21 protein-coding genes and 3 pseudogenes are annotated in these 25,918 nt (G+C 68.0%); 6 read left to right on the forward strand and 18 right to left on the reverse strand.

Annotation, left to right across the window (positions count from 1 at the left end; all coding sequences use genetic code 11):
- Nucleotides 1–5: 5 nt before the first annotated feature.
- From AC3CH1_RS01935 to AC3CH1_RS01975, 9 genes are read right to left on the reverse strand one after another with little or no spacing between them, the layout of a single operon-like run.
- Nucleotides 6–791, reverse strand: a complete 786-nt coding sequence (locus tag AC3CH1_RS01935) for an ABC transporter permease (RefSeq protein WP_488461236.1) — start codon at nucleotides 789–791, stop codon at nucleotides 6–8.
- Nucleotides 788–1,741 (reverse strand): ABC transporter permease, encoded by a 954-nt coding sequence (locus AC3CH1_RS01940; RefSeq protein WP_488461237.1) that lies wholly within the window; start codon nucleotides 1,739–1,741, stop codon nucleotides 788–790. Before AC3CH1_RS01940 ends, AC3CH1_RS01935 begins: the two co-directional genes overlap by 4 nt.
- Nucleotides 1,738–3,336 (reverse strand): ABC transporter substrate-binding protein, encoded by a 1,599-nt coding sequence (locus tag AC3CH1_RS01945; RefSeq protein ID WP_488461238.1) that lies wholly within the window; start codon nucleotides 3,334–3,336, stop codon nucleotides 1,738–1,740. The genes AC3CH1_RS01940 and AC3CH1_RS01945 overlap by 4 nt, the downstream gene beginning before the upstream one ends.
- A gap of 45 nt (nucleotides 3,337–3,381) precedes the next feature.
- Entirely contained in the window at nucleotides 3,382–4,185 is an 804-nt protein-coding gene (locus AC3CH1_RS01950) for a class I SAM-dependent methyltransferase (protein ID WP_488461239.1), read from the reverse strand.
- A gap of 14 nt (nucleotides 4,186–4,199) precedes the next feature.
- Complete coding sequence (locus AC3CH1_RS01955; protein ID WP_488461240.1) at nucleotides 4,200–5,459, reverse strand: MFS transporter; 1,260 nt, start codon at nucleotides 5,457–5,459, stop codon at nucleotides 4,200–4,202.
- Complete coding sequence (locus tag AC3CH1_RS01960; RefSeq protein WP_488461241.1) at nucleotides 5,456–6,514, reverse strand: dipeptide epimerase; 1,059 nt, start codon at nucleotides 6,512–6,514, stop codon at nucleotides 5,456–5,458. Before AC3CH1_RS01960 ends, AC3CH1_RS01955 begins: the two co-directional genes overlap by 4 nt.
- Nucleotides 6,511–7,602 (reverse strand): PLP-dependent cysteine synthase family protein, encoded by a 1,092-nt coding sequence (locus AC3CH1_RS01965; protein WP_488461242.1) that lies wholly within the window; start codon nucleotides 7,600–7,602, stop codon nucleotides 6,511–6,513. Before AC3CH1_RS01965 ends, AC3CH1_RS01960 begins: the two co-directional genes overlap by 4 nt.
- Complete coding sequence (locus AC3CH1_RS01970; RefSeq protein ID WP_488461243.1) at nucleotides 7,599–8,432, reverse strand: Rossmann-like domain-containing protein; 834 nt, start codon at nucleotides 8,430–8,432, stop codon at nucleotides 7,599–7,601. The genes AC3CH1_RS01965 and AC3CH1_RS01970 overlap by 4 nt, the downstream gene beginning before the upstream one ends.
- Nucleotides 8,429–9,685, reverse strand: coding sequence for an ATP-grasp domain-containing protein (locus AC3CH1_RS01975; RefSeq protein ID WP_488461244.1), 1,257 nt, complete (start codon nucleotides 9,683–9,685; stop codon nucleotides 8,429–8,431). The genes AC3CH1_RS01970 and AC3CH1_RS01975 overlap by 4 nt, the downstream gene beginning before the upstream one ends.
- Nucleotides 9,686–9,846: 161 nt before the next feature.
- On the opposite strand from AC3CH1_RS01975, the gene AC3CH1_RS01980 reads away from it, so the two are divergent.
- Nucleotides 9,847–10,392 carry a GNAT family N-acetyltransferase gene (locus AC3CH1_RS01980; RefSeq protein ID WP_488461245.1) on the forward strand — a complete coding sequence of 182 codons (546 nt, stop codon included), beginning with the start codon at nucleotides 9,847–9,849 and terminating at the stop codon, nucleotides 10,390–10,392.
- Nucleotides 10,393–10,606: 214 nt separating this feature from the next.
- Here AC3CH1_RS01980 and AC3CH1_RS01985 read toward each other — a convergent pair whose 3' ends face one another.
- Both AC3CH1_RS01985 and AC3CH1_RS01990 read right to left on the reverse strand, forming a co-directional pair.
- Nucleotides 10,607–11,422 (reverse strand): ABC transporter permease, encoded by an 816-nt coding sequence (locus tag AC3CH1_RS01985; RefSeq protein ID WP_488461246.1) that lies wholly within the window; start codon nucleotides 11,420–11,422, stop codon nucleotides 10,607–10,609.
- Nucleotides 11,419–12,386, reverse strand: a pseudogene (locus AC3CH1_RS01990) (ATP-binding cassette domain-containing protein). Before AC3CH1_RS01990 ends, AC3CH1_RS01985 begins: the two are co-directional and overlap by 4 nt.
- A gap of 212 nt (nucleotides 12,387–12,598) precedes the next feature.
- Between AC3CH1_RS01990 and AC3CH1_RS01995 the strand changes: the two are divergent.
- Together AC3CH1_RS01995 and AC3CH1_RS02000 are read left to right on the forward strand one after the other, a co-directional pair.
- On the forward strand, nucleotides 12,599–12,895 hold the full coding sequence (locus AC3CH1_RS01995) for a helix-turn-helix domain-containing protein (RefSeq protein ID WP_488461247.1): 297 nt from the start codon (nucleotides 12,599–12,601) through the stop codon (nucleotides 12,893–12,895).
- The gene (locus tag AC3CH1_RS02000) at nucleotides 12,862–13,335 is read left to right on the forward strand and encodes a GbsR/MarR family transcriptional regulator (protein WP_488461248.1); all 474 of its coding nucleotides are present in this window, start codon (nucleotides 12,862–12,864) and stop codon (nucleotides 13,333–13,335) included. The genes AC3CH1_RS01995 and AC3CH1_RS02000 overlap by 34 nt, the downstream gene beginning before the upstream one ends.
- A 292-nt stretch (nucleotides 13,336–13,627) precedes the next feature.
- Here AC3CH1_RS02000 and AC3CH1_RS02005 read toward each other — a convergent pair.
- Nucleotides 13,628–13,795: pseudogene (locus AC3CH1_RS02005) on the reverse strand (pirin family protein); the annotation flags it as partial.
- An 88-nt stretch (nucleotides 13,796–13,883) separates the two neighbouring features.
- On the opposite strand from AC3CH1_RS02005, the gene AC3CH1_RS02010 reads away from it, so the two are divergent.
- Nucleotides 13,884–15,038, forward strand: coding sequence for a tyrosine-type recombinase/integrase (locus tag AC3CH1_RS02010; protein ID WP_488461249.1), 1,155 nt, complete (start codon nucleotides 13,884–13,886; stop codon nucleotides 15,036–15,038).
- Nucleotides 15,039–15,098: 60 nt separating this feature from the next.
- Here AC3CH1_RS02010 and AC3CH1_RS02015 read toward each other — a convergent pair whose 3' ends face one another.
- The gene (locus tag AC3CH1_RS02015) at nucleotides 15,099–15,275 is read right to left on the reverse strand and encodes a helix-turn-helix domain-containing protein (protein WP_488462123.1); all 177 of its coding nucleotides are present in this window, start codon (nucleotides 15,273–15,275) and stop codon (nucleotides 15,099–15,101) included.
- Between the two features lie 385 nt (nucleotides 15,276–15,660).
- Between AC3CH1_RS02015 and AC3CH1_RS02020 the strand changes: the two are divergent.
- Nucleotides 15,661–15,768 (forward strand): annotated as a pseudogene (locus AC3CH1_RS02020) (3-hydroxyacyl-CoA dehydrogenase family protein); the annotation flags it as partial.
- A 627-nt stretch (nucleotides 15,769–16,395) separates the two neighbouring features.
- On the opposite strand, the gene AC3CH1_RS02025 reads toward AC3CH1_RS02020, so the two are convergent.
- The 5 genes from AC3CH1_RS02025 to AC3CH1_RS02045 form a co-directional block, all read right to left on the reverse strand.
- Nucleotides 16,396–18,036, reverse strand: coding sequence for a UvrD-helicase domain-containing protein (locus AC3CH1_RS02025; RefSeq protein WP_488461250.1), 1,641 nt, complete (start codon nucleotides 18,034–18,036; stop codon nucleotides 16,396–16,398).
- Nucleotides 18,021–20,027 (reverse strand): AAA family ATPase, encoded by a 2,007-nt coding sequence (locus AC3CH1_RS02030; RefSeq protein WP_488461251.1) that lies wholly within the window; start codon nucleotides 20,025–20,027, stop codon nucleotides 18,021–18,023. The genes AC3CH1_RS02025 and AC3CH1_RS02030 overlap by 16 nt, the downstream gene beginning before the upstream one ends.
- 320 nt (nucleotides 20,028–20,347) lie before the next feature.
- Nucleotides 20,348–22,360, reverse strand: a complete 2,013-nt coding sequence (locus AC3CH1_RS02035) for a hypothetical protein (RefSeq protein WP_488461252.1) — start codon at nucleotides 22,358–22,360, stop codon at nucleotides 20,348–20,350.
- A gap of 652 nt (nucleotides 22,361–23,012) precedes the next feature.
- Nucleotides 23,013–23,821, reverse strand: a protein-coding gene (locus tag AC3CH1_RS02040) for an IS5 family transposase (protein ID WP_488461253.1) whose coding sequence is annotated in 2 segments (ribosomal slippage) — nucleotides 23,013–23,473 and nucleotides 23,473–23,821 — 810 coding nt in all. Because the reading frame shifts where the segments join, the coding sequence is not laid out codon by codon here.
- Entirely contained in the window at nucleotides 23,805–24,161 is a 357-nt protein-coding gene (locus AC3CH1_RS02045; protein WP_488461254.1) for a hypothetical protein, read from the reverse strand. The genes AC3CH1_RS02040 and AC3CH1_RS02045 overlap by 17 nt, the downstream gene beginning before the upstream one ends.
- Nucleotides 24,162–24,484: 323 nt before the next feature.
- Here AC3CH1_RS02045 and AC3CH1_RS02050 point away from each other — a divergent pair, with 323 nt between their 5' ends.
- Nucleotides 24,485–25,912, forward strand: a complete 1,428-nt coding sequence (locus AC3CH1_RS02050) for a helix-turn-helix domain-containing protein (protein WP_488461255.1) — start codon at nucleotides 24,485–24,487, stop codon at nucleotides 25,910–25,912.
- Nucleotides 25,913–25,918 lie beyond the last annotated feature (6 nt).

Raw genomic sequence — 25,918 nt, forward strand, 5'->3', positions numbered from 1 at the left:
GGGGTTCACGTCCGGTTCCTCTTCTTCAGTCCGGCATCGACGAGCAGATTGGTCCCCATGGTGAGGGCGATGATGAGCAGGGCGGGCACGACGACCGCCCAGGGCTGGACGTACAGTCCGGTGCGGTTGCGGTCCACCATCACCGCCCAGTCGGCCGCGTCCGGCTCGACTCCGACGCCGAGGAACGCCGCGGTGGCGACGAGGTACAGCACACCGGTCAGCCGTACGCCCGCGTCGGCGGCGAGCGTACGGGTGAGGGACCTGCCGACGTAGCCGACGGCCGTGCGCCACCAGGTCTCCCCCTGCATGCGCAGCGCTTCGACCGCCGGGCGCGACGCGGCCTCCCCCGCCGCGGCCCGTACGATCCGGGCCGCGTCGGGGATGTTGACGAGGGCCACCAGCAGGGTGAGCCCGACGGCGCCCGGTGCGAAGACCGCGGCGGCGAGCAGGATCAGCAGCAGCGACGGCACCGCGAGCAGGACGTCGAGCGGGCGCATCAGCAGTTCGTCGAGCCAGGTGCGGTGGGTGAGGGCGCTGAGGAGCCCGACGGGGAACGCCACGAGGTAGGCCAGGGCGGTCGCGGCCAGCGCCACGAGCACCACCGATCGCCCTCCGAGCAGGACCTGGCGCCAGACGTCCCGGCCGACGAAGTCGGTGCCGAGCCAGTGCCCGTCGCCGAGGGTGAACGAGGCGGCGCGGGGCCCGGGACCCCCGGCGAACATCGGCCCCAGGAGAGCCAGGGCGAGGGGAACACCGACCACAGCGACGCCGAGTGCGTAACGCGACTTCACGCGGCCACTTCCGATCGGGGGGCGAGACGGCGCGCGACCATGTCGGCGCCGAGGTTGAGCACGACCGTGGCCACGCCGAAGACGACGGCGAGGCCCTGGACCACGGGCACGTCGCGTTCCGCGACGGCGTTCATCAGGACGGTGCCGAGCCCGGGGATCACGTACAGCGCTTCCACGACGATGACACCGCACAGCAGCCAGTCGATGGTCCGCGCCAGTTGCTGGGTGGCCGGCGCCATGGCGTTGGGCAGGGCGTGCCCGTACCGGATCCGGAAACCCGGGATGCCGTAGCGGCGGGCGTGTGCGGCGTACGGCGCGTCCAGCGCGTCGATCATGCCGGCGCGTACGAGGCGGGCGAGGGAGCACACCGGGCGGGAGAGCAGCACGAGCACGGGCAGCACCAGGGCGGCCGGGTGGGCGAGGAGGTCGGTGCCGTAGCCGACGGCGGTCGGCGGGAGCCAGCCCAGGCGCAGCGCGAAGACGGTCACCAGCAGCATGCCGAGGGCGAACTCGGGTACGGCGTAGACGCCGAGCGTCACCGAGCTGACCAGACGGTCCACGGGTCCGCCCTCGTGGCGGGCGGTGAGGACCCCGAGGCCGACGCCGATCGGGACCAGGAGCACGACCGTCAGCGCGGCGAGCAGCAAGGTCGGTCCGAAGCCGTCCGCGATGTACGTGCTGACGGGCCGCCCAGAGGCCAGGGAGGTTCCGAAGTCTCCGTGCGGCAGCCCGGCGGCCCACGAAGCCAGGCGTTCGTGGGCAGGCCGGTCGAGTTCCATCGCCTCGCGGATCGCGGCGATGCGCTCCGGGTCCGGCTGGTCGCCGGCGAGGGCGACGGCCGCGTCGCCCGGCAGCGCCTCGGTGAGGGCGAAGACGAGCAGCACGACGGCCGCCGTCTGCGCCACGCCGAGCAGCAGCCGCCTGGCGACCCAGGCGTGTGGTCCGCTCACGCGAGCCATACCTTGTCGAAGCGCGCCCAGTCGAGGGAGTTGGCCGGGGCCTTGGTCTCGACGCCCCGGACGCCCGGGGCGGTGCCGAGGATCCAGTCGGCGAAGCCCCAGATCAGGAAGCCGCCTTCGGCGTGCAGGCGGCGCTGCATGCGCTCGTACACGGCGGCGCGGGCGGTCTGGTCCCTGGTGGACTGCGCCTGCTGGTACAGGGCGTCGAAGTCCTTGTGGTGCCAGGCGGTGGCGTTGGTGGTGGAGCCGGTGAGCAGGCGTTGGGAGAGGTGGGCCTCGATGGGCATGGCTCCGGAGCGGTAGGAGCAGATGGTGCCGGAGTCGAGGATGTCCTTCCAGTAGCTGTCCTTGCTGCCGGTCCTGACGGTGATGGTGACGCCCGCCTTTGCGGCCTGGTCGCGGAAGATGGTGGCGGCCTCGGTGAATCCGGCCGCGACGGGCGAGGTGTCGAGGGTGACTTCGAGGCCTTCGGCCCCGGCCTCCTTGAGCAGCGCCTTGGCCCGGTCGATGTCCTGTTCGCGCTGGGGGAGGCTCGCGGCGTAGTACTCGTAGCCCTTGCCGAACAGGTCGTTGCCGATCTCTCCGGCGCCGGACAGGGCGCCGTCGACCAGTTCTTCGCGGTCGGCGATCAGGAAGAACGCCTGCCGTACCCGCTGGTCGTCGAAGGGCGGACGGTCGGTCTTCATCGCGAACGACTGCATGGCGCTGTTGCGGAGCCGGATGATCTCGATCTGTCCCTTGCCCTCGTGGGCGCGGGCCGTCGTCGGGTTGAGTTCGTGCGCGTACTCGATCTGGCCGCCGAGGAGGGCGTTGACGCGGGCGGACTCCTCGTTGGCGACGACGAACTCCAGCTCGTCCAGGTACGGGGCACCGTCCCAGTGGTCCTCGTTGCGCTGGAAGACGGCGGATTTTCCCGGAGCGAAGGAGACGAACCGGAAGGGGCCGCTGCCGACGGGGCTCCGGTCGAAGTCCTGCTCGCCCTCCGGCACGATGTACGCGCCGAACGCGGCGAGTACGTTGGGGAATTCGGCGGTCGGGCGCTTGAGGACGAACTCGACGGTCCGGTCGTCCGGCGCGCGGCTGGCTTCGAGGTCGAGGGGCTCCAGGGACGCCTTGGCGCGGAACGCCTTCTTCGGGTCGGTGATACGCCGGTAGCTGTACAGGACGTCCTTCGCGGTGACCGGCCTGCCGTCGTGGAAGCGGGCTTCGCGCAGGCTGACCTTCCAGCGGTCCAGGCCCGCGTTGGGCTCCCACGCGGCGGCCAGGCGCGGCCGGGCGGACAGGTCGGGGCCGTAGTCGGCGAGCTTGTCGAAAAGGGCCTTGGCGCGGGCCACGTCGGCGAAGAGGTTGGCGAGGTGCGGGTCCAGTGTCTCGCTCGCGCCGCCGCCGGCGAACGCCGCGCGCAGCCGCCCGCCGCGCCGGGGTTTGCCGCCTCCCCCGGCCTTGTCGGCGGTCGGACCGGTGCCCGCGCAGCCGGTCAGAGCGAGGGCGCCGAGGCCGGCAGCGCCACTGGCAGCGGAGAGAAAGCCCCGTCGGCGCAGGCCGGGGAAGCGTGAATCGTCGAAGTTGAAAAGGACTTCGTTCATTGCCGTGTTCCTTGCTGCGGTCGATCCGGTGGACGTGTGGGGTGGTCAGGGGCGGCTGACGGGGGCGAGGCGGGCGACCAGGTGCAGCCGGTCGCCGTCGGACGTCCCTGTGGGCTGGTGGCCCTCCTGCCAGCGAGGTTCGGTGCGGGGGCCCGGCCCGTCGTGCAGGGCGAGCACCTCGAAGCCGTGGGCCGCAAGGACGTGGCGCAGCTCCTGGGGGAAGAGCAGACGCCACGCGGAGAGCTGCTCCGTGGGAGGGGAGCCGTCGTCGGCGGTCCATACCCGCGTACGGCGCAGCAACTGAGCCCCTCTGTCCACGGACAGGGTGGTGATGGAGCGGAAGGCGGTGCCCTGCCAGGTGAATCGGTTGACGGTCGGGGTGTCGAGCAGGTCCGTACGGCCCAGGAAGAAGGTGCCGTTGCGCATCTCGGCGACGAGCAGGCCACCAGGCGCCAGAGATCGGCGGCAGGACGACAGGAAGCCGTCGAGCTGGTCGTTCGTGTGGCAGTACAGCAGGGCGCTGTCCAGGCACACGACCGCGTCGAAGGCGCCCTCCCCCAGGTCGAATCCGTGTAGGTCGGCGCGTGTGTAGTGGGGGCCGGGGTGGTGGGCGCCGGCGTACGCCAGCATCGCGTCGGAAACATCCGCGCCGGTGACGGTCCGGCCGGATCGGTGCAGGTGGGCGGCGTCCCGGCCGGTGCCGCAGCCGATGTCCAGGACGCGGGGGCCGGGGGCCCCGTACTGGCGGAGGCAGTCCTCGGTCCAGCGCCCGGCTGTTCGTCGAGGGTCGGGGAAGCGGGCCTCGTACAGCGCGGGGTTGTCGGTGAGGAGGTTCGTGGTGGCGGTCATGTTTGGCGCTCTCCTCATGCTGCCGCGGGTACGGGGGCGGGAAGGGCCGGGAGGACCCGACGACGGTTCAGCCAGGCGACGCCGGCGGCGGACGCGACGCCGAAGGCCAGACAGCATGCCCACGGCAGCCAGGGAGAGGCCGTGCGGTCCCCCGCGTCCATGGCCCAGCCGATGGCCGTGTTGCCGATGGCGGCGGCGATGCCGGAGACCACGTAGAACAGGCCGAAGTAGGTGCCGGTGAGCTCGGGCCTGCCGAAGCCGGGGATCAGCTCCATCACGAAGGGCTGGGCGGTCATCAAGCCCAACTGGAGCAGCACGGCGCCGGCCAGCACGGGGAGTGCGCGCCATGCGATCTCCACCAGGCCTACCGGGGGCGTTCCCTGGCCCGCCAGGGTCATCGGCGGGACGAAGGAGAGGGCCATCAGCGCGAGGCCGACACTTATCCAGCGCCCTCTGGTTCCCCGTCCCTTCAGCGCGCGCGTGATGGGCAGCTGGAGACCGAGGTGGGCGAGGGTGCCGACGAGGAAGACGAGTCCTGCCGCGCCTTCCCAGCCGGTCGCCCGTCGTGCCCCGTCGGGGAGCAGCAGGTACAGCTGGTTCTCCAGGGTGAACATGCCGACCATGGCCAGGGCGAAGGCCACGAAGCCCCGATTGCCGATCACCTCGCGCCAGTCGGTCATCACGCTGTTCCCGGTCGGCGTGACGTGACGGGTCGGGAGTGTCAGTGCCTGGGCGATGGTGAGCACGGCGAAGATCCCTGCGGCGGTGAGCGCCGAGGCGCGGAAGTCGACCAGCAGCAGGGCGCTGCCGAGCATCGGCCCGATCAGGGCGCCCGTGGTGGCGAAGAGGTTGAACAGGGCGAACGCCTCCACCTTGCGCTCCCCCGCCTCCAGGGCGAGGTAGGCCCGCACCGCCGGGTTGAACAGGGCCCCGGCCAGGCCGCTGAGGACGGAAGCCGCGAGGAGCACGGGCAGCCCGTCACCGAGCGCGAACAGGCCGAAGCCGACGGTGCGCAGGGCGCAGCCGGTGATGATGACGCCGCGCGCTCCGAGCCGGTCGGATGCCGTTCCGCCGACGAGGAACAGCCCTTGCTGGCTGAGGTTGCGCACGCCGAGCACGATGCCGACGACGGCCGCCGACATCCCGAGGTTATCGCTCATGTGCAGGGCGAGGTACGGGATCAGCAGGTAGAAGCCGGTGTTGACGCCCAGTTGGTTGACGAGGAGGAGCCGTATCGCCGGCGGGAAGGCGCGTATCTCGTGCCAGGTCTTCATGCCGGAGGCTCCTGGGCATCGCGCCGGCGCACGCCCAGGCCCGGGCCGCGGCCGACGCGTACCGTGCCGTCGTTGCCGCCGATGCCCGTCCACGGGTCGGCGGCGAGCAGCAGGTGACCGTCGAGGTCGACCCAGCGGGCGCGGTCGGCGAGGTGGACGGCGGGGGCGATGCCGAGGGTGCTGGCGGTCAGGCAACCGAGCATCAGCTCGGTTCCGGTGCCCGCGATCAGTTCGGCGATGCGGAGTGCGGCGCCCACTCCCCCGCATTTGGCGAGTTTGACGTTGATGCCGTGGACGCGTCCGGCGAGTCGGCGGGCGTCCTCGAAGCCGATCGCGTCCTCGTCGGCGATGACCGGCAACGGTGACCGCTCCGCGAGCTGTGCCAGCGCCTCGGGGGCGCCGGGGAGCAGGGGCTGCTCGACGGCCTCTACGCCCAACTCGGCGTAGAGCGGCAGCAGTCGCTCGGCCTCCTGGACGGTCCACGCTCCGTTGGGATCCAGCAGCAACCGGGTGTGGGGGGCGGCTTCGCGGACGGCCCGTACGCGGGCCAGGTCCTCGGCCGGGTCCGGCGCGCCGGCCTTGAGCTTCAGGATGGAGAAGCCGTCCCGCGCCAGGCGTCTCGCCTGCTCTGCTGCTCGTTCCGGTGTGGTGATGCCGATGGTGTGGGCGGTCGCGACGGAGGGCGGCGATCCGTAAGGGTCCAGGAGTCGGTGCACGGGGACTTCCGCGCGCTTGCCGACCAGGTCGAGGAGTGCTGCCTCGACGGCCGCGGTCACGGAGGGAGGGTCGGCGGCCCCTGCGGCGCCGGCCCGAAGGTCGTCCAGGGCGGTCTCGGGGTCACTGAAGCGTTCCAGCCACCGGGATCGGGTGTGCAGCAGCCGCCCGAGGGTCTTGGCGTCCAGGCCGTAGTACACGCTGGTGACGGCCTCTCCGTGACCGCGCAGCCCCTCGTGCTCGATGGTGAGCCAGACCGCCTCGCGGGCCGACATGGTGGAGCGGGATATGCGCAGCGGTTCGGTGAGTTCGAGGCGCACGGTGCGCTGGGCTGCCTTCACGGGCTCTCTTCCCGGATCGCGGCGACCGGATCGGTGACCGTGCCGCACCGGGCCCAGCCCGTGGCTTCCACGGCCTTCGGGTGCGGTATCTCGACGGGGCTCGTGGCGGCGGTGGCCGGGTCGATGCCGTGGGTGGCGGCGAAGTCGTCGTCGAACACACTGCCGAGGTAGCGGTGCGGACCGTCGGGGAAGACCGTGGCGACCACGGCACCCGGGTGGACGCGGGCGGCCCAGGCTGCGACGAGAGCGACGGCCCCGGTGCTCCAGCCTCCGCTGACGAAGGAGGAGCGGGCCAGCCGTCGGCACGCGTCGGCGGCCTCGGCGGGACCGACCCAGTGGACCTCGTCGAAGGCTTCGTAGGCGACGTTGCGTGGATGGATGCTGCTGCCCAGGCCACGCATCAGCCGGGCGCGGGCGGGCTGGCCGAAGATGGTCGAGCCGGTGGCGTCCACGCCGATGAGCCGCAGGCGGGGCCAGCGGCGCCGGAGCGGGCCGATGATCCCGGCACTGTGGCCGCCGGTTCCGACGCTGCACACCAGTACGTCGAGGTGGTCGAGCCGGTCGCTCAGTTCGGCCGCGAGGGAGGCGTAACCGGCGGTGTTGTCGGGGTTGTTGTACTGGTCGGGCCAGTACGCGCCCGGCAGCCGGGGCAGTAGTTCGTGCAGCCGGGCCAGGCGCGCGGCCTGCCAGCCGCCCTCGGCCGCCGGACGGTCGACGAGTTCCAGCCGGACCCCGTGAGCACGCAGCAGCTGCCGCATCGAGGGTTCCAGCTCGATGTCGCCGACCAGCACGACCGGGTGGCCGAGGGCCTGCCCGGCGAAGGCCAGCCCGATGCCGAGCGTCCCGGAGGTGGACTCCACCACGGGTGCGCCCGGGCGCAGTTCGCCGCGCTCCTCAGCGCCCAGAAGCATGGAGACGGCCGCCCGCGCCTTCATGCCACCGACGCCGAGTCCTTCGAGCTTGGCCCAGAATCCGGGCTGCGGGCACGGCAGATCGACGGTGACGTGGGCGAGCGGGGTCCGGCCGAGGAGGTCGAGGAGTCCCCGGTTGCCCCTGGTTTTCGTGGTCGGTAGGACTGCCGTGGTCACAGGGTGCTCCTGTAGCGGTGGATGGTCCCCGGGCCGCCGTCCAGCCAGAAGAAGGGGTACGGCTCCGCGCACACGGCGGTGACGCCGGAGCCGATCAGGCGGGGCAGGATCGCGCTGCCGGTCTGCGCGAACATCACCAGGGGCGTGCCGCGGTGCTGGGCGTGCTGTCGGAGCGGTTCGAAGCTGCCGTTGCCGAGGACCATGCCGGAGGCCAGGACCGCGTCGCAGCGCTCCAGTTCCGCCAGGGCGTCGGTGCGTACGGGATCGCCCCATTCGGTCGTGCCGCCCTTGAGGTCGCAGGGGATGTACGCGAGTCCGCGCGACCGCAGGGCCTCCAGCAGCGAGTTGACCACGCCGACCATGAGCACCGTCGCTCCCGGCGCGGCGTCGATCAGCTCGACCACGGCCTCGGCGCGCGCCCGGGACTTCTCCAGCGACGTACCGGCGGGCAGTCGGCAGGGCTGGGCGCCCTGGGCGGGGCTGTGTGGCAGCACGTGCATCAGGTACGCGTCGAGAGCGGCGACGCGGACCGGCGTCAGCTGGTGTGCCAGCAGGCCGGCGACGTCCGCGCCGACGCAGTCCTCGGCGGCGCCGTCGGGCAGTTCCCCGGGCTCCACGGCACAGGAGCCCACGGATGCGTCGAGACGCAGGCTGAGCACTTCGTTGCGGTAACCGGAGCCGCGGCCTTCGTGCCGGACCGCCTGCCGGGTGGTGAAGGCCACCGAGATCCGCAGGGAGCGCGGGTCGGGGCCCAGGACACCGGCCAGGACGCGCCCTGCGAGGTCGTCGTACGAGGTGGCCACGGGTCCCGCGCCGGTGAGGGCGGTCATCGGGTCGCCACCCGGGGGCGCAGCCGTGCGAGGAGGACGTCGACACTCGCGCGGGCGCCCGGGCCACGACTGTCGCCCGCCATGACGTGGCCGAGGTAGTCGTTGTTGCTCCCTGCGGCCCTGACCGCCCTGCCGGGCTCCGCGAGCTGGAGTTCGAGCAGGCCCTGTGCCGCGCGGACCACGTCCGCGCCGTCGACGGTCTCCAGGACTCCGTCCTGGTCGGGCACCAGGAAACCGATGGCGGCGCTGGTAAGTCCGGTGGCGCGGCGGCGCAGGTCCGGCTCGCGGCCGAGGGCCACGTCCACGCAGGCGGCGGCGAGGTCGATGCCGGTCACGTGCCGTACGAGCTCGGTGATGCGGTTGCCGGCCGGCCGGGGGTTGACCTCGACCAGGCGTGGCCCGTCGGCCGTCAGCTTGATCTCGGTGTGGGCGACGACCTCGTCCAGGCCAAGGGCCTTAAGTGCCCGGCGCGCGGTCTCCTCCGCGGCCTCGGTGTCCGCGGCGTCCAGGGCGGCCGGGAACATGTGTCCCGTCTCGATGAACGCGGGTGCGCCGCCGACACTCTTGTCGGTGACGCCGATGACGTGCACGGCTCCGCCGAACGACACGGTCTCGACGCTCACCTCCGGCCCGTCGAGAAGCTCCTCGATCAGCACGACGGGTGCTCGGCGCTGCCCGCGGGCGTTGACGGGGAAGGCGGCGAGCGCACGGTAGGCGTGCGCCAGCGCGGCCTCGTCGTCGACACGGCGGACGAACATCCCGGCGCACAGGTCCACGGGCTTGAGCACCAGCGGGTAGCCGATGTCGCGGGCCTCGGCGGCGGCTTCGGCCCAGTCCGCGCACACCGCGAAGCGCGGCCCCGGCACGCCGGCCCCGGCCAGGACTCGGCGGGTCGCGTCCTTGCGGCACGCGTTCCCGACGGCCTCCGGCGTGGGGCCGGGCAGCCCCAGCACGCCGGCGATCCGGGCGGCTGTCGGGAGGTAGTAGTCGCAGGAGGTGATCACGCCGTCGAAGCGCAGCGATGCGTGGGCCTTCTCGACGAAGTCCAGCAGCGCGTCGGTGTCGTTGGTCTCGGTGGTGAGCACATGGCGGGCCGCGAGGAGCGGATGCGCCGTGCCCTCGGGGGCGGAACGCAGATAGTGGTGCAGGTCACGGGTGAGGAAGGTGAACTCGTGGCCGGCCTCGCGCACGGCCCGCGGCAACAGTCTGCTCATGGATCCGACCCAGCTCTCGACCATCAGCAAATGAGCCACGTTCTCCCCTTCACACAGCGCGATTGAGGTGTTCAGCGGTCATGGCGACCGTGTCGTCACTTGACCAAGCAGGACACTATCGATAATCGTTTTCATTGTCACCTAGCGGGTGGGGCTTCGTCGTGCCCCACGCAGAACCGCAGGCGTTCACAGGAGAGCCCATGCACCGCCCCTCGCACCCCTACACCGTGCGCCCCGCCACCTCGGCCGACGCCGAAGCCGCCCGTCAGGTCATGCTCGACACCTTCTACCGCGACTTCGGATACGGATACGTGCCCGCGTGGCACAGGGACGTCATCGACATCGAGAGCACCTATGTGGATGACCCGCGCCATGTGCTGATGGTCGCCCTGCACAACGGCGAGGTCGTCGCCACGACGGGCATCCGGTCGGCGGGACCGTCCCATCCGCCGCACCCCCGCTGGCTCGCCGAGCGCTACCCCTCAGGCACCACCGCACAGCTCGTACGCGTCTACGTACGCCCCGACCACCGGCGCCGCGGCCTGGCTCGCACCCTGGTGGACCGGGCCTGCGCCTTCGCCGCCGCGACCCCCGGCTACGACTGCGTCTACCTGCACACCAACGTCAACGTCGAGGGCGCCGAGGCGTTCTGGCGCAGCATGGCCAAGGAGATCTTCGACGCCCGCACGACCGGGGAGCACGGGCCGGGTGTGGGCACCGTGCACTTCGAGATTCCGCTGCCGTAGGCGGGAACGGCGAAGCCCCGGCTTCCGGCAAACGCCGGAGGCCGGGGCGGGCAGCACGTCAACGCAGAAGGTGGCGGAGCTTGTCGATGTGGGCTCCGGCGGTGGTCGACGCTTTCGACGGGGACGAGGTCGGCGACGTGATTGCCGACCACTGCCTCGTCGGTGGGCATGCCGAGGAGTTCGTGCGGTCCACGGGCTGACGCGACGAAGGCACTCAGTTGGTGGGCTCGCGGTTGTAGAGCTTCTTGGCCCATAGGTAGCCGCCCAGAGTGATCAGGCAGCACCAACCGGCCGCCAGGATGGCGCTGTTGTCGATCGGGGTGCCCATCAGCAGCCCGCGCAGGGTCTCGATGAACGGGGTGAAAGGCTGGTAGTCGGCGAACCATTTCAGCCCGGCCGGCATCGATTCGGTGGGGACGAACCCGCTGCCCATCATGGGCAGGATCATCAGCGGCGTCAGCATGCTGCTCGCGGTGGCGACGCTCTTGGCGACCATGGCCAGGGCGACCGACAGCCAGGTGAGCGCGAGGATGATCATCACGAGAACACCGATCGCGCCGAGCCATTCGCCGAAGCCCGCGGTCGGCTCGAATCCCACCAGCAGCGCGACGCCGATGACGGCAGCGATGCTCAACAGGGTCTGGGCCAGGCTGCCGAGCACATGACCGGTGAGCACAGAGACCCTGGCGATGGCCATCGTGCGGAACCGGGCGACGATGCCCTCATTCATGTCGATGGCTACGGAGATCGCCGTGCCCTGGGCCGCGGTCGCCACAGTCATCAACACGATGCCGGGGACGACGTAGTTCACGTAGGCGTCCCGGCCGCCCGACGGCCCGCCAAGGCCAGTACCGAGGATGCCACCGAGAACGTAGACGAACAGCAGCAGGAAGACCACCGGAACGCCGGCGGCCGTCAGGATGAGCGTCGGATAACGCATCATGTGCCGCAACTGGCGGCGAAACATGGTCGCCGAGTCGACAACGGCGTGGGACAGAGTAGGGGAAACGCTGCCTGAAACGGCACTCACCGGGCGGGCTCCTGTTCCGTGACCGGGTTGCCCGTCAGGGCGAAGAACACGTCATCGAGATCGGGGGTGTGGACCTGTAGTTCGTCCACGGAGAGCGAGGCACGGTCGAGCCAGTCCAGCAGCGCGCGCAACGACCGGACATCGCCCTGGCTGGGGATCTGCAGGGTGCATGCCTCATCGTTGCGGGACACCACGTCCAGCGTCCGGGCCGCGTGGTCGTAGCCGCGCGGGTCGGTGAACCGCAGGGTGACGTGGCCGCCGCCGACCTGCCGCTTGAGCTCCTCCGGCGAGCCTTCCGCCACCAGCTTTCCCGGTGCAGCACCGCGATCCGGTCGGCGAGCCGGTCGGCCTCCTCCAGGTACTGGGTGGTGAGGAGGATGGTGACACCCTCGTCCGACACCAGCGTGCGGATGATCTCCCACATGGTCCGCCTGCTGCGCGGGTCCAGCCCGGCGGTCGGCTCGTCGAGGAAGATCACGCGGGGCCGGCCGACCAGCGTCATCGCGAGGTCCAGGCGGCGGCGCATCCCGCCGGAGTACGTCGCAGCGGGCTTGCGGGCCGCGTCCACCAGATCGAACCGCGCCAGCAGGTCGGCAGCACGCTGGCGCCGTTGCCTGCGGGGCAGGCGGTTCAGGTCGGCCATCAACAGCAGGTTCTCCTCGCCGGTGAGGAAGCTGTCCACCGCCGAGAACTGGCCGGTGACGCCGATCGCGGCACGGACGGCGTCCGCGTCCCGGAGCACGTCGTGGCCGGCGACCCGCATGTCGCCGGCGTCAGCGCGGATGAGCGTGGACAGGATCTGCACCACGGTGGTCTTGCCGGCGCCGTTCGGGCCGAGCAACGCGAAGACAGACCCGGCGGGGATGTCGAGGTCGATGCCGTCGAGCACCACATGGTCGCCGTACGCCTTGCGTAACGCAGTCACCGCGACCGCGGGTCGACCTGGATCTGTAGTCAACGGCATCACTCCCGTTGGTGAGATTCGGCGCCGCACAGACGCCTTCACGACTTGGCGAAAGTTACGTTGCATACACGAGACCGTCAATCGAATCCATGCGATGAAAACAACAAACATGCAGGTAGACGCGTTGAAATCATTGCGTGACCCATGTCGGCCAATGCAACTTCGTTGCGTTGCATTAAGCTGGCCTCGAAGCCGATTACGGAGGACGGACCATGCCTGGTGACAGACTCACCCTCCAGGACCGGCAGCAGATCGCCGCGGGACTGCGCGAGGAGTTGACCTACGCCGCCATCGGCCGCCGCATCGGGCGGCCGACCTCCACCGTCACCCGCGAGGTGATGCGCAACGGCGGGCCGCGACGCTACCACGCCGAGGCGGCCGACCGGGCCGGCACCGACAAGCGCGTCAGCGCAAGACCACTGCACCGACACCGTCACCAGGAAAAGCCCACTTCGGCGGGCGCGATCCACGACTCGTGGACGAGGTGGACGCGCAGAGCGTGGAGCTGATGATGCGGGCGGGACTCCCGCAGATGATGGCCAGGGTGCTCGCCGCGCTCTTCACCACCGAAAGCGGCAGCTTCACCTCCGCGGAACTCGTGCAGCGCCTGGAAGTCAGCCCGGCCTCCATCTCCAAGGCCGTCGGCTACCTGGAGAACCAGGCACTCATCAAACGCGAGCGCGACCCTCACAGCCGCGCCGAACGCTACGCCATCGACGACGACGTAGCGTTTCGGTCCATCATGGCCAGCGCGCATGCCCAGACCCAGATCGCCGAAGCCTGCAAGACCGCAGCCCGGAAACTCGGCACCACCACCCCCGCCGGCGCCCGGCTGGAGAGCATGAGCCAGTTCCTCCTCCACGTCATCGACGACCTGGTCTGCTCAGCCCAGCACTGGCACGAGATCTACCCCACCCAGCCGCGGAAGACGTCCGAAGCCGGCGACTGAACAGATCACGTTGGCCTCAGCGGACGGTAAGTCCGTCCTCGGTTCGTGATCGCTCGATCGTGGTGACGACCGTCGCGCGGGTCACCTGTTGCACATGCCGATGTTCCAGATACGGGACACGGAGCGAGAGCCGTACCCGAACGAATAGGCGGACGAGCGATGGGGATCGAGCCGATGATCACGGCCTGGAAGCAGCCCCCGAGCCCCGAGCCCAGTACAGAATGGGGAACGGAGCACCAGCATGGCGACCGCAGGTGGAAGCACGACCAGCCCGCCTATAGGTTTCCGCAGGTCAGCGCACTCGTCCGCGTGGCTTCAGCGGGGTCGCGGGCAGTTCCGGGGCGGACAGGCGGGCGCCGTCGTAGCCCCGCACCTCACCGAACCGCGAGCCCTTCTCCCAGTCGTTCCGCGCCTGTTCGATCTCCTCACCGGATCGGGCGATGAAGTTCCAGAACATAACATCGATTTTCCGTTTCATCCCAGCTCAGGGGCTTGATCGATCATCCGGGGTCAGCAAAAGGTCAGCAAGACGCCCGGGAGTCGAAAACATGGCCACCATTAACCTCGTCCGCGGCATGGGAAGCTTCTTCAAGGAGTGCGAGCACCCTGAAAGCCGATGGCCGAAGTGCCCGCACGATTACAAGATCCGCTACCGCAACGCGGCCGGACGGCAGGCCGAGGAATCCGGCTTCTCCACCCAGGAGAAGGCGAAGGCCCGCCTCGCCGAGGTCTACCAGGCCCGGAAGAACAGCCCACAGAACCAGCACAAAGCCGAGCGCATCCAGAAGTACGGCCCGATGCGGTTCGAGCAGTACGCCACCGAGTGGAAGGCCAGCCAGCGCGACCTCAGCCCCAGCTCCATGCGACACCTCGACTCACTGCTCGTACACCACCTCTACCCCGCTTTCCAGAGCCGCCGGATGGGCACCTTCGACCACAAGGTCGTCGAAGCCTTCATCCAGACCATGGAGCGCGACGGCATCGGCCTGGCCATCCAGTCCAACGCCTTCGACAAACTCAAGTCGATCCTGCTGGACGCCCACCGACTCGGCCTCTACGACGACAACCCGCTCGACGGCGTCAAGCCCCCGCAGTACGACCCCACGCGCGCCGTCATCCCCTCCCCCACCCAGCTCCACGGCATACGCACCGCGGGCGACGACGTGTTCCGCCTCGTCGCCGACCTCATGAGCGGCTGCGGCATGCGCAACGGGGAAGCGCTGGCCGTCAACGTCAACAACATCGTGGCCGACGACGTGTACCGGATCACCGAGCAGGTCAACCAGACCACGAAGGCCTACGCCCCCCTCAAGCACCGCAAGGCCGGCGACTACCGCGACGTCCCGCTCCCGGCACGGGTTAAGCACTCAATCGAGTGGTACACGGACACGTACGGCACCGTCGACGGCTACCTGCTCCGCAGCCCGCGAGACCTGACCAAGCCGATGCTCAACTACTGGATCGGGAACCAGTGGCAGCGCATGAAGAAGGCCGGCATCGTTGAGATCCCCGAAGGCATGGTCGTCTACGGCTTCCGCCACTTCTTCGCCTCCAACTGCCTCACCCACAACATCCCCATCACTGACGTCGCGGAATGGATGGGCCACCGCAGCCTCGACATCACCTTCAAGATCTACCGCCACCTCATGCCTGGCTCGATCGGCCGCGCCGCCCAGGTCCTGAACCTCGATCTCGCTGCCTGAACGTGCGAGGTCCCCTCCTTGGCCAAGGAGGGGACCTCGCACACATTCGATCAGGCGACCTCAATCACCCGACAACCGCTGCTGTTTCACCCACACTTGAACCTCTGCCACCTTGAACTGAAGCTTGGCATTCCGGCCACTCCCGAACCTGTATGGGACTAGGCCCGCGCGAGCGGCTTCGCGATACACCCACGGCACCGACATGTTCAAATATTTCGCGGTCTCCTTGGCAGTCATGAAATTCTGACTCACTGGGGTTCCTCTCGACGATGGTCAGCATCTGCCGGAGAGAATCACGCGCGGAGACTCGTTTGGCTGAACCGAAATTCTGCGCTAGGAAAACCTCCTCGCCCTTCACAGCCGTGTTTCAACAGGGTTCGGAGAGCCTGGAGGGTGCCACGGACACCAGCCGGTCAGTTCGCGGGTAACCCCCGGCGCGGCCCAGAAGAACCACGGTCGAGTTCGGTTGGGAACGAGGAACTACCCGCTCCTCCCATTGCGGCCATCTTTCATCGAGTAGCACAGTTCGTCCGCGTGAGTCCGCTTCGTTCGATGGACATCAGGATGCGTCGACGGCCGCTTAACGGCCCTCCGAGAACTCGCGACGAACGCAGCCGCCTTGTACACCAAGTACAAGGAGCCGCTGTACGCCGCTCCCCCGCTGCTCCAGCGCATGGTCGACGCGGGCCGCCTCGGCCGCAAGACCGGGTCGGGGTTCTACGCCTACTGACCGTCCCCCCGGGCGGGCCCGTCGCTCACGTCGGCAGGCCCGCCGGGGCACGTTCCTCCAGTTCAGGACCGTGTACGTCCCGAAGAGCCTCGTCTCCTCTTGCCGACCCGACGCCATGCCGGAGCGTTGCGGAGCGACGGCGCGACTGCGCGGGCCCGAAGCCCTGGGCCTTTCAGCGCTGTCGCAGCCTTCCGTTCTTGTACTGCGAAAACTCCCTCGGATGTCCCTCCGACAGAGCTGAAAGTCCCTGAAAAGTCCCTGGCAACGCGGACCTGGGACCTACGCATTGCGAGACCACGAGCGTTCGTGTTGCCTGGTACCTCGTCGTGCTGCGTGGTGACGTTTTTCCTGATCAGAACACGTGCGGCAGGTTGGCCTGTGCCGCCCTGTGTTGCACCGTCCAAAGGCGTCTGTCCACCGGTGGAGCTGCCAGCGGCCCACCGGCGCGACCTCAGTTGAACTGGCGGCGCCAGGTCACCCCGTCCCAAGCGACGAGCACCGGTCACTGTCGGACCTCTACAAGCCGTTCCGCCACCGTTGCTGAGCACCCTGACCACCCTGGTTTCCAACATGCACCGTGAACGTGTGGTCGCAGGTCACTCCGGGCGGCGCTGCGCGGCCAGAGCATTAGTCGTGGACCGTAGCGCCGCTGAACCATTGCCGTGCCACTGCTTCGCTGGGCGGGGAGAGCGGAGTCACGAAGACGACGGCGAGCCGCCTGATGGCCCGAGAGCAGCAGACGTAGAAAAGATTGCGGGAGCGGGAGGCTCGTTCCTTGCGGTGGTCGTCTCCGGTGAGCATGCGGTCGACGTTGAACTGGTTCCATGCGCTGTCGTCGATCATGACCACGACGTTCTCGAACTCGTCGCCCTTGACGCCGTGCTGGGTGGAGAAGGGGGTGAGCTCGTTGCGGTACTCGGTGAGACGGACGACCTCCTTGTATTTGATGGCGCGCAGGCCAGCCGCAAAGTCAGCGTCTCTTTGGGCACGTTCATCGAGGTCCTCCGCGCCGATGGTGCGTTCAATGGATTTGACCCTGCCCGGCGGAGTGATCAGCTTGGCGCGGGTAACGGCGTCAAGGACGTCGCCAACGGTGCCTGTGGCCCGGACAGCGGTGATCTCCTGGAGTATGCCGTTGATCCTGGCTTTGTCCGAGTGCTTACGGATGGTGAGGGGCCCTGTGCCGAGCAGGGAGGTGAGGTGGGCGTACTCTTGGGCTTCGTAGGCGGCGCACAGCTCCTCGATGCTCTTCATGAACTGGGCGTAAGGCTCAGTTCCCTCCAGAAGGTCGCCCCTCCCCTGGCTCCCTCGTTTGCTGTAAAGCTGGAGGAGGTTGGGGTAGCCATGAGCGGCTGCGATGCTGCGGTGCGTCAGGCTCAGGTACTTGACCCCCGTCGCAGGCCAGCCACAGGTGTCGAGCACTGCCCGGGCCCGCTGGACCGGGTTCTCGTCCTCAGCACCAGGCAGCTTGAGGATCAGACGGACCTCACCTGCAGTTTTGTCCGTGTCCGGTTGCTGGATCAAGTCTGGTCGGATCTTATTCAGGACGTCGACGATCGGCTTCGCGCAGCGGTGGTTGCCATGCATGGTGAGCGTGATCAGGTCGTCCCGCTCCAGGGCGCCGACGCCGGTGTTGTAGATCTTCTGCATGGAGTCGCCGAAGAAGCCGACGGTGCAGGCGGGTCCGGTCGCCGTGGCGATGTGGTCCAAGAGGAGCGTGACGGTGGCGGGGAAGGTGTCCTGGTACTCGTCGACGAAGACCACCGGGTAGCGGTGGGCGATGATCCTCGCAAGCTTGGAATGAGAGCCGATCAGTGCGGATGCGAGCGCGAGGACCTCGTCGTGGGAGATTTTCCCGTCGGCGAAGCGCCGGCCCCGATCGTGGTACTCGATCCGGAGACCGGAAGCGAGTTCTGCCATGTCCTGGGGGCGCGGCAAGCCTTGGTTGTACTCGATAAGGGCGTCCAGCAGTTCGCGCTGATGATCTTGGATCAGACTCCACAGGAACTCGTGGATCGTGCCGACGTACACCAGGGGGTCGTCAGCGATGCGCTGCTTGATCTGGTTCTTGGCCACGTTGGTGTAGGTGATGCAGGCGATCTGCTTACCGGCCTGTTCCAGGGTGGACCGCCGGGTGTCGAGCAGGTAGAGAAGAGCTTCCACCAGGGCCGTGGTCTTGCCGGCCCCGGCCCCGGCTTCCACGAGGAAGTTGCTCCGAGCGTCGAGGGCGGCGCGGATACCTTCGCGTACTTCTACCTCATCAGCCACTGCAGGCCTTCCCGGATATAGCGAGGGACCGTCCAGCCCTCCGTGAGGACCATGTCGAACGCGAAGTCGGTTTTCTTGCGGCTCAGTCGCTCGGCGATGGGGAAGGCGGCGGCAGCGATGGTCTCGGGGCTCGGCATAATGCCAACCTCGCTGGTGAAGGCGTTCTTCAGAGCCAGGGTGCCCAGGTTTCGGGCGAACATGTCGGCGTTGGCAATGATCATGGCGTCCTCGAAGCTGCGCCCGCACGGCCCCCCGTCCGCTTCCGGCACCTCGTAGGCGACGCGTACGTTCCCGCAGACTTTCGCCCCTGCCGGAGCGTGCATAAGCGCCTTGACCTCGCTGAGCTTCGGCATCCAATCCTTGAGAGTGGCATTGGAGGTGAGGGCACCGCCAGTGTCGGGCGCGCAACGTTTTTTGGTGGCGGGGTCTACCGAGTCGAGGTCGGTGATTACCAGAGCCGGGACGCCGAGGAACTCCAGGAGACTCTTGAACCGTGCGGCGTATGCATCGCCGACCTCAATGATCGAGATGTACTGGTTTGCCAATTCCGGCGCACACTTGCTGATCATGGCGCGGAGGAGGAGCCGTTCAGCGGTCCCCTCAATCAAGATGATGCGGTCGGCGAAGAACATGTCGCAGCGGTGCGTATGCATGTACTGGGCGAGGAACTGAAGGGTCGTCTTCCCGTTGGCCTGCTGCTTGGTAGTGTGCTCGAAGTCGGAGAGGTCCTTGACCTTAAGGGTGGGGCCGTTGGAGTCGAAATAGCGCACGGCACCAAAACCGCTACTCGCGACAATGTGCGAGGAATGGGTGGTCAGGACCGCCTGGACGGCCCATTCTTCTCTCTCCAAGAGGCGGTTAATGTTACTGATGAAGGCTTCCTGCATCTGGGGGTGCAGGTGGGCTTCGGGTTCCTCAATGAAGAGCAGCTGCAGGGCCGGCCGGGGCTTCAAGCGCAGGTAGGCGTGGTAAAAGCCAATAACCTGGACCACGGTGCTGATGAGCTTGCTGTAGCCGAGGCCATTGTGGCCCTCAGGCAGCGGATGGTCGCTCCCAGGCGAGGCGTACTGGATGCGGGTGCTGCCGCGGAGAATATCCCCAGACTCGATCAGCGAGATAATCTCCGGCGTTTGCAGCGGAGCGATAGTGCCCACGCCGAAGGTGCGCAGTTCGTCGAGGATGGGTCGGAACAACACGTCGTAGTTGGTGTCGATGCTCTTCGAAGCGACGGCCAGCGCCTGCTCGATGTCCTCGACGTTCTGATTGCGTTCCTCGTCGGCGCTGTTCGCTTTGTAGAAGGTCTCGAAGGTCTTGGACAGCGTGCGGGCCCGGTCCGCGGGGACGTCGTCGATACGGGGCTGGGCGTGGATGGACTTCACCGACAGCACCCTGCGCGCCGCAGCGGGCGCGATCTCCCGGCGGACGTTCGGGTCCAGGGCAGAGACCGCCCAGTAGGACGAGGCGTAGAACGTGGAAAAGTTCTTGCGGAGGAACTTGCCCCAGTCGAAGGCCGGTCCTTGCCGGGCCAGGGCAGCGTCCACCTGCTCGAGGAGGTCACGCGGCCGCTTCACACTTAGGACTGCCTCAAGCCGGGCCTCCAGGCAGTCCTCGCCCAGGTCCAGGATGATCCCGGACAGCAAAGCGAGGTCGTCCTCTACGGTGTAGGCGATGACGACCTGCAGACTGATGGCTGGGATGAGTTCTTCCGCTGCCTTCAACTGCTCTTCGCGGGTCTCGCTGCTGCCCTCCGGCACCGCCCGGGCCGTGCGGTAGGCCTCCACGGCTGACTTGATCTCCTTGATCCTGCCTACAGACAGGTCCTCCAGGACGAACTTGGTGTCGTCGCTGCCGAAGAACTTGTCGAAGAGGTTGGCGAAGGACGTCTTGCCGCTGTTGTTCCGACCCACTACGAGCGTGGCCTTCTTGTCGATCTTCACCTCTACGTACTGCAACGCGCGGAAGTTCGTCACTTTGGCACAGGTCAACTGCACTGGATCTCCCGAGCTGTTCCACCCCTAGCCTGCCGCACCAGCCCAACAGGCACACTGATTTGATGCAGTATCAGCTACACCACGGGGCCAGATCCGCGATTCACTGAAATTGGATCATTCGTTCGATTTCTCAGCTACTTCACCCGGCTGAAGCCGCCGAGCCGAGGCCGGTGCAACTGCGGCGGCGTGGCAATGCCTGAGTGCCCAGACGATGGGCAGGCCGCCGTGATAGACGAGGGAGAGCCATGGAGATCAGGGGGCGGACGCGTACGACGCGCCTCGGCCGGCGGCACACTTTATTGCGGGAGGAACCGGCTTTCTCAGACTCCCCGCACCCGTGCAGCGCGCTCTCTGCTCTCTGCCTCCCGCAGTGACGCCTCCTGCTGAGCCAGTCCCGCTGCTGCGACGGCGGCGAGGGCGGGGACACGAGTTGAGAGGGTAGTGAAGTAGTCGATGAGGTGCTGATGTCTGGCAGAGTCATCTCCCCACCAGGAGTCGACCCAAGCGACGTTGGCCGCGATATGAGCGGGGGGTACGCCGTGGTCGAGGAGCAGCGGGCCGAGGCTCTCCAGGGTCTCGTTGCGCTGTCCCACGAGGGCTTCGAGGAGGTTGTCGGGAGTAACGGCGCAGTCGCGGAGCAGACGCTCCGCCAAGTCGCGGTCTGAACCGACAAGCTGGATGAGTGGGCTATGGCCGATGCGCGGGAGGCCGGCGCATCGGACGGAAAGCCGGTAACGATGCGCCTGTGGAAGGCGGTCCAGGTGGAGATCGCAGCCGTGGGGTTCAGGGGCAGCGAAGTAGCCGCGGTTGGCCATTTCGCCGAGCCGTTCGGTGTACCACGCTTCAAGCAGGTCAGGATCATGGTCGGCTAGATGACCGAGCAACTGGTCTGCACGCCAGTGGTCGTGCCGGGACAGATCCTCGGGGCGGAGGTGCTGCACAGCGCCGCGCCAAGCAGAGCGCCAAGTTTCCGGCAGTGAGGGTCCGTGGGGTTGGCCAACGGCAAAGGTGACCGCCGCGCTGCTGGCGATTGCGGGAATCGGATGGAGCAGTAGACGGTGCAGCACCTCGTTCGGCTCGTCCTGGATGAACAGAGAGTCGAGCAGCCAAGCGTCCTCCGTGCGCATTGCCTCGATTACGAACTCGGAAGCCTCGTCATCTTCACCTCGCCCGAGGACGGTCGAGATGACGCCGGTCCTGAAGCGGGGATCATCCAGTGCAGCGGCGAGGACATCTGCCGACAACGTGCCGGGCGAGGTGGTGAGCCATCGGGTCAATGCGGCGCGAAGCATGATTGGGCTACCAGTTGCGGTTGCGGCTGCGTGCCAAGAAGCGGGATCGGCGAGGTGAGGCACCATTCGGTCGGCTACCCAGACGCCGCCCCCGTGGTCGCCAGCAAGCTTGGATTGCTCAATCAGTGCGTCGAATCTCACGACTCCGTCGAGCGGTCCGAGCGCCGCGATCTTCTGTGCTAGGGCTTCCACTGCGTGGGCCCGGCCTTGTGCGGCTTCATCGCGGGTATCCATGTCGCCCCAACGACTCCAGCCGGTGAAAGACTCCAAGTCAGGGTCGACGTCCAGTTCCGGGAGTCGACGGCCCCTGTCACCACTGCGGGCGTATGCAGCGTTGAGCATGCGTCGGGCACGGAGGGCCAACCCAGGAAAGGTCTGGATCAGGGGATGCAGTGCGGCCAGGATGCGGGCTCCTCCCTCCGCTCCCTGGCCCTTTTGCGCCTCGCTCGGTTCACCGTTGTGCGGCACGAATCCTTCTCCGAGCCGCATCCATGAGCCCGCCAGGTCCAGTAGTGGAACCACCGCAGCCGGGGCGTTGCTCAGGTCATCCTGTCCTTCGGTATCTGCGAGAAGGGGCACAACCTCGTCCCACAAGGAGATGAGTCGCGCCAGGTTTTCGGCGCTTTCGACACCTTGGGCGAGGGTGACCTTGTTCAGGTCACCCGGGTCAGGCCAGTTCCCCGATGTTTCAACGGCAAAGACACTCGCCAGCACTTCGGTGGCCACGGCCCAGTCCGACGGGGCGCGGTGAGTACGCAGCCACTCCAGCACTGGTCGCAGCAACAGCCCTCGAGTCTCGAACGCGGTGCCGAAGTCCGGGTCTATGGCATTGGCCACATCGCTGAGCACGCGCAGCGGGTGCTCAGGGGTGGAATTGCGTGGACGGTTGTCTCCCACTGCGAGGTCGAGCAGGCCCGTCACTGCCTCGGGCAGCAGATACTGAGCGGCCGACTGCGCAAGTTGACGGGCAGCGGCATCGCCCTGCGGATCGACGGTGATCCCGTACGTCTGCTCGGTCTCGCGCGGGCTGGCGAGGACCATACAGGCCTGGGCGACAGCGAACTGAGCGGCGCCCGGTCCAGCCGGGCGTATTCGGACACTACAGCGAAGGTTCCGGTGCCCCACTCGGTTGGGGTGGGCAGCGTTCGGACCCAGGTATCGGCGGTCATCCGAGCGTCAGGGGAGGCCGAGACTCGGGCGGCGGACATCACGGCGGAGGCGAGGTCACGGTCCCGGTCCGGGAAGGCGTCGCAGAGGGTGGACCACGGCCTGCTTGCCGGCCGTGTGAAGAACCACCGGGCAATCAGCGGTGCGCGCAGTGCAGGTTGCAGGTGCCAGATACCGTTGACAGTCTCAACGAGGCCATTGCGCGCGAGGCGCTCCATGAGGCCGGACATGCTGGCCGGCGGCTCGCCGACAAGAGGCGCGAGCGCGTGCAGCGTCTCGCTGGAAGCCCCTCCCAGTGCCGCTACACAGGCCAGAGCATCGACGGCCGTCTCGGACTCGGTGATACGGCGGAGGTGTCGTTCTACGTTCGCCAGGTGCACTGCGCCGCTGGCCACCTGGCTGCCCTCGCCCTTGGCGAACATCTCACACAAGGTGAGGGCCCAGCCCGGCCGTCCGGCTGCCTGGTCGAGGACCACCATCCGGGCGCGGTGACCGGTGACGTTCAGTGAGGTGATTAGACGCCATCTCATTTGGTGAGTCTGCGGTAGCAGATGAGGGTGCAGGCGATGCTGGTGAAGGCTAGGAAGTGGTCGGCTTTGCGTTCGTAGCGTCGGTGGAGGCGGCGGCAGCCGGCGAGCCAGGCCATGGTGCGCTCCACGGTCCAGCGATGGCGGCCCAGCCGTTGCGAGGACTCGACTCCCTTGCGGGCGATGCGGTGGGTGATGCCGCGTTCGCGTAACCATTGCCGCAGGTGGGCGTAGTCGTAGCCCTTGTCGGCGTGGAGTTTGGCGGGCTTGCGCCGTCGCCGGCCGCGGCGCGAGCGGATTGGCGGGATGCCCTTCACGAGGGGGATCAGGGCCTGGCTGTCGTGCAGGTTGGCGCCGGAGATGCCGACGGATATGGGCAGACCCGACCTTTCCGTGATCAGGTGGATTTTCGAGCCGTACTTGCCCCGGTCGACAGGATTCGGACCTGTCAGGTCCCCCTTTTCAGGGCTCGCATGTTCACCGAGTCGATCGCGCACCGCGACCAGTCCAGCTCGCCGCGGGCACCCAGTTCGTCGAGGACCAGGCGGTGGAGCTTGGCCCACACCCTGGCCTTCGACCACTCCGAGAACCGCCGGTGGGCGGTCGCGCCGGACGGGCCGAACGACGCCGAAGGCAGCTGCTGCCAGGTACAACCCGATGTCGCCACGAAGACGATCGCCACCAGCACTTCCCGGTCGCCGTGCCGGCGCCGGCCACCGCCCTGCGGCCGCGACGGCGCCTCCGGCACCACCCGCTGGAACAACTCCCACAACTCGTCCGGCACCAACCGCTCAACGATCCCCACCATGACTCACAGAATACCGAGTCGCCCAAATGAGATGGCTTCTTAGTGTGTTCATGTCGGATCGCTCCAACAGGTCAACATCGACGCGGAGAGCTCTGGGAAGGGCCGCTGTTACCTCATCTGCCCTGTCAGGCCAGGTAGTCGCGACGATGGTGAAGGCATGCTCCGCCCCGTGACGCGCCCGCCGCAGCACACGCATCTCGTCGAAGCGAATGTGAGCGTCGTCCACGACAACGGCAGCGGGCCGGGTTTCCAGCAGCTCATCCAGAATGCGGTCCGCTTGCGCCTGCTCAAGGTAAGCGACCTGGCCTTCCAATTCGGTGGTGAGCCGTGTCTTACCCACACCAGGCACCTGGGCGTGTCGGCCAATTCGAGCGTGTTACACCGGTGTGGTGCCTGGGACACGGTGTGCCTCCCGAGTTGAGAGAAAGGCGCGGGGTCCTTCATTGGCTGGCTCTCGCGCTCATGACGTGAATCAGGGCTGCCACACGCGTCGTTCGGCTACCGTGTGACCAACTCATATCAGCGATGAAAGCGTCTGGGGGCCTCAGTTGGGAGTCCCCGGATGGAGCCCCGCACGCAGGCTCCACGGGCCCCATCGAGAGCTGGCCGGCGCCATCGGCATCATCAGTGGCGCGAACGGAAGTCCGCGGTGGAGGAGGAAGCGTGGGGCAGCAGCCGAACGAGCTGACTCCGGGCGCTGGCCCATGGCACCGCTGGGGGTACGAGCTGCGCCAGTTCCGGGAGGCCCGGCGGTTGTCGCAGCGAGCTCTTGCTCGCAAGGCGTTGATCGACCGCTCACATCTCGGGCGCTTCGAGCGCGCCGAGCGTCCCGTGCCGCGGCACGCCGCCGTCGTCCTTGACCAGGCGCTCGATGCCGCTGATGCACTGGTTCGAGGTTGGGACGAGGCGGCACTTCAGGCCCCCCAGGACGGCTCCGTCATCGCGTCCAGAGCCGAGACCGCAACCCATGGGGCCAACGTGCGGGGCCATGGGGCCAACAGCATGGGGCCACTGGCAGCGAGAGGGTTCGAGCAGGCAGTCTCGCTCGGAGACGACGCGGACACAGTCGTCGTCCCCGCCCGAATTCAGGGAAGGATCCTCTTCGTGCCCGTGCCCCGCCGTGTCGTTCTCGCCTCCGGGCTCGCCGGCCTGGCTGCGACTACCGTCCCGACCACGACGGCGATGGCCGATACCGAACTCGCCACCATGGGCTCTCCTTTCGAGCATTTCGCGCAGCTCCGCCGAGTGATAATCCAGACTGACAACCTCATCGGCCCTCGACACGTGCTGCCTGCGCTCCAGCAACATCTGGCCTCTCTTTCCGCGAGACGCCGAGCCGCCCGTGGCGTCGACGCCATGCAACTCCTCGCATTGGAGACGCGGTACGAAGAGCTGGCAGGCTGGTTCGCCCAAGACATCGGCGACGAACGCAGTGCCCACGGTCATACCGCGAAAGCACTCGACGCCTCGCACATCACCGGCGACTCCGATCTCACGGCGTACATCCTCGCCCGCAAGGCCCAGCTCGCCCTCGACACGGGACATCCCGCAGACGCCTTCGGACTCGCCACCGCTGCCCGACGCACCGCCAGGCCCGGGAGCCGTCTGGAGGTCATCGCCGTTCTGCACGAGGCCCACGCGCATGCCGTGCTCGGAGAAGGCCGTGAAGCCCATAGGGCCTACGAAACCGCGCTTACCCTCCTCGGTCGCGCGGACTCCGACGGCGTCTGGGGTTCCTGGCTCGACACCGCGTACGTCAACACCGCCCGGGCGCGTTCCCTTGCTGCGCTCGGCGCCTACGAGCAGGCCGCGGCCGGCTTCGACAACGCGATAGCGATGCTGCCACCCGCATACCGCCGGGACCGGGGTGTCTACCTCGCTCGTGCCGCTCGTGCCCACGCGGGTACGGGGAACATGTCCCTGGCCGCCCGAATCGGTGCGCAGGCCGTCGGCATCGCCGCCGAGACCGCCTCCGCGCGGATCTTCCATCAGCTCGACCATCTCGACCAGGCGCTGGCCCCCGCATCCGGCGAGGATGGCGTGGCCGAGTTCCGAGCCTCCCTCGACCGTATCGTCCTGCACCCCGCCTGACAGACC

It is taken from the genome of Streptomyces sp. MGP-P1 (genome assembly GCF_057766565.1).

Coding starts and splice junctions, on each gene's coding strand:
- AC3CH1_RS01995 (WP_488461247.1), top strand. CDS start 12,599: ATGCCTGGTGACAGACTCACCCTCCAGGACCGGCAGCAGATCGCCGCG.
- AC3CH1_RS01970 (WP_488461243.1), bottom strand. CDS start 8,432: ATGACCGCCCTCACCGGCGCGGGACCCGTGGCCACCTCGTACGACGAC.
- AC3CH1_RS01955 (WP_488461240.1), bottom strand. CDS start 5,459: ATGAAGACCTGGCACGAGATACGCGCCTTCCCGCCGGCGATACGGCTC.
- AC3CH1_RS02010 (WP_488461249.1), top strand. CDS start 13,884: ATGGCCACCATTAACCTCGTCCGCGGCATGGGAAGCTTCTTCAAGGAG.
- AC3CH1_RS01950 (WP_488461239.1), bottom strand. CDS start 4,185: ATGACCGCCACCACGAACCTCCTCACCGACAACCCCGCGCTGTACGAG.
- AC3CH1_RS02015 (WP_488462123.1), bottom strand. CDS start 15,275: ATGACTGCCAAGGAGACCGCGAAATATTTGAACATGTCGGTGCCGTGG.
- AC3CH1_RS02035 (WP_488461252.1), bottom strand. CDS start 22,360: ATGGTCCTCGCCAGCCCGCGCGAGACCGAGCAGACGTACGGGATCACC.
- AC3CH1_RS01945 (WP_488461238.1), bottom strand. CDS start 3,336: ATGAACGAAGTCCTTTTCAACTTCGACGATTCACGCTTCCCCGGCCTG.
- AC3CH1_RS01980 (WP_488461245.1), top strand. CDS start 9,847: ATGCACCGCCCCTCGCACCCCTACACCGTGCGCCCCGCCACCTCGGCC.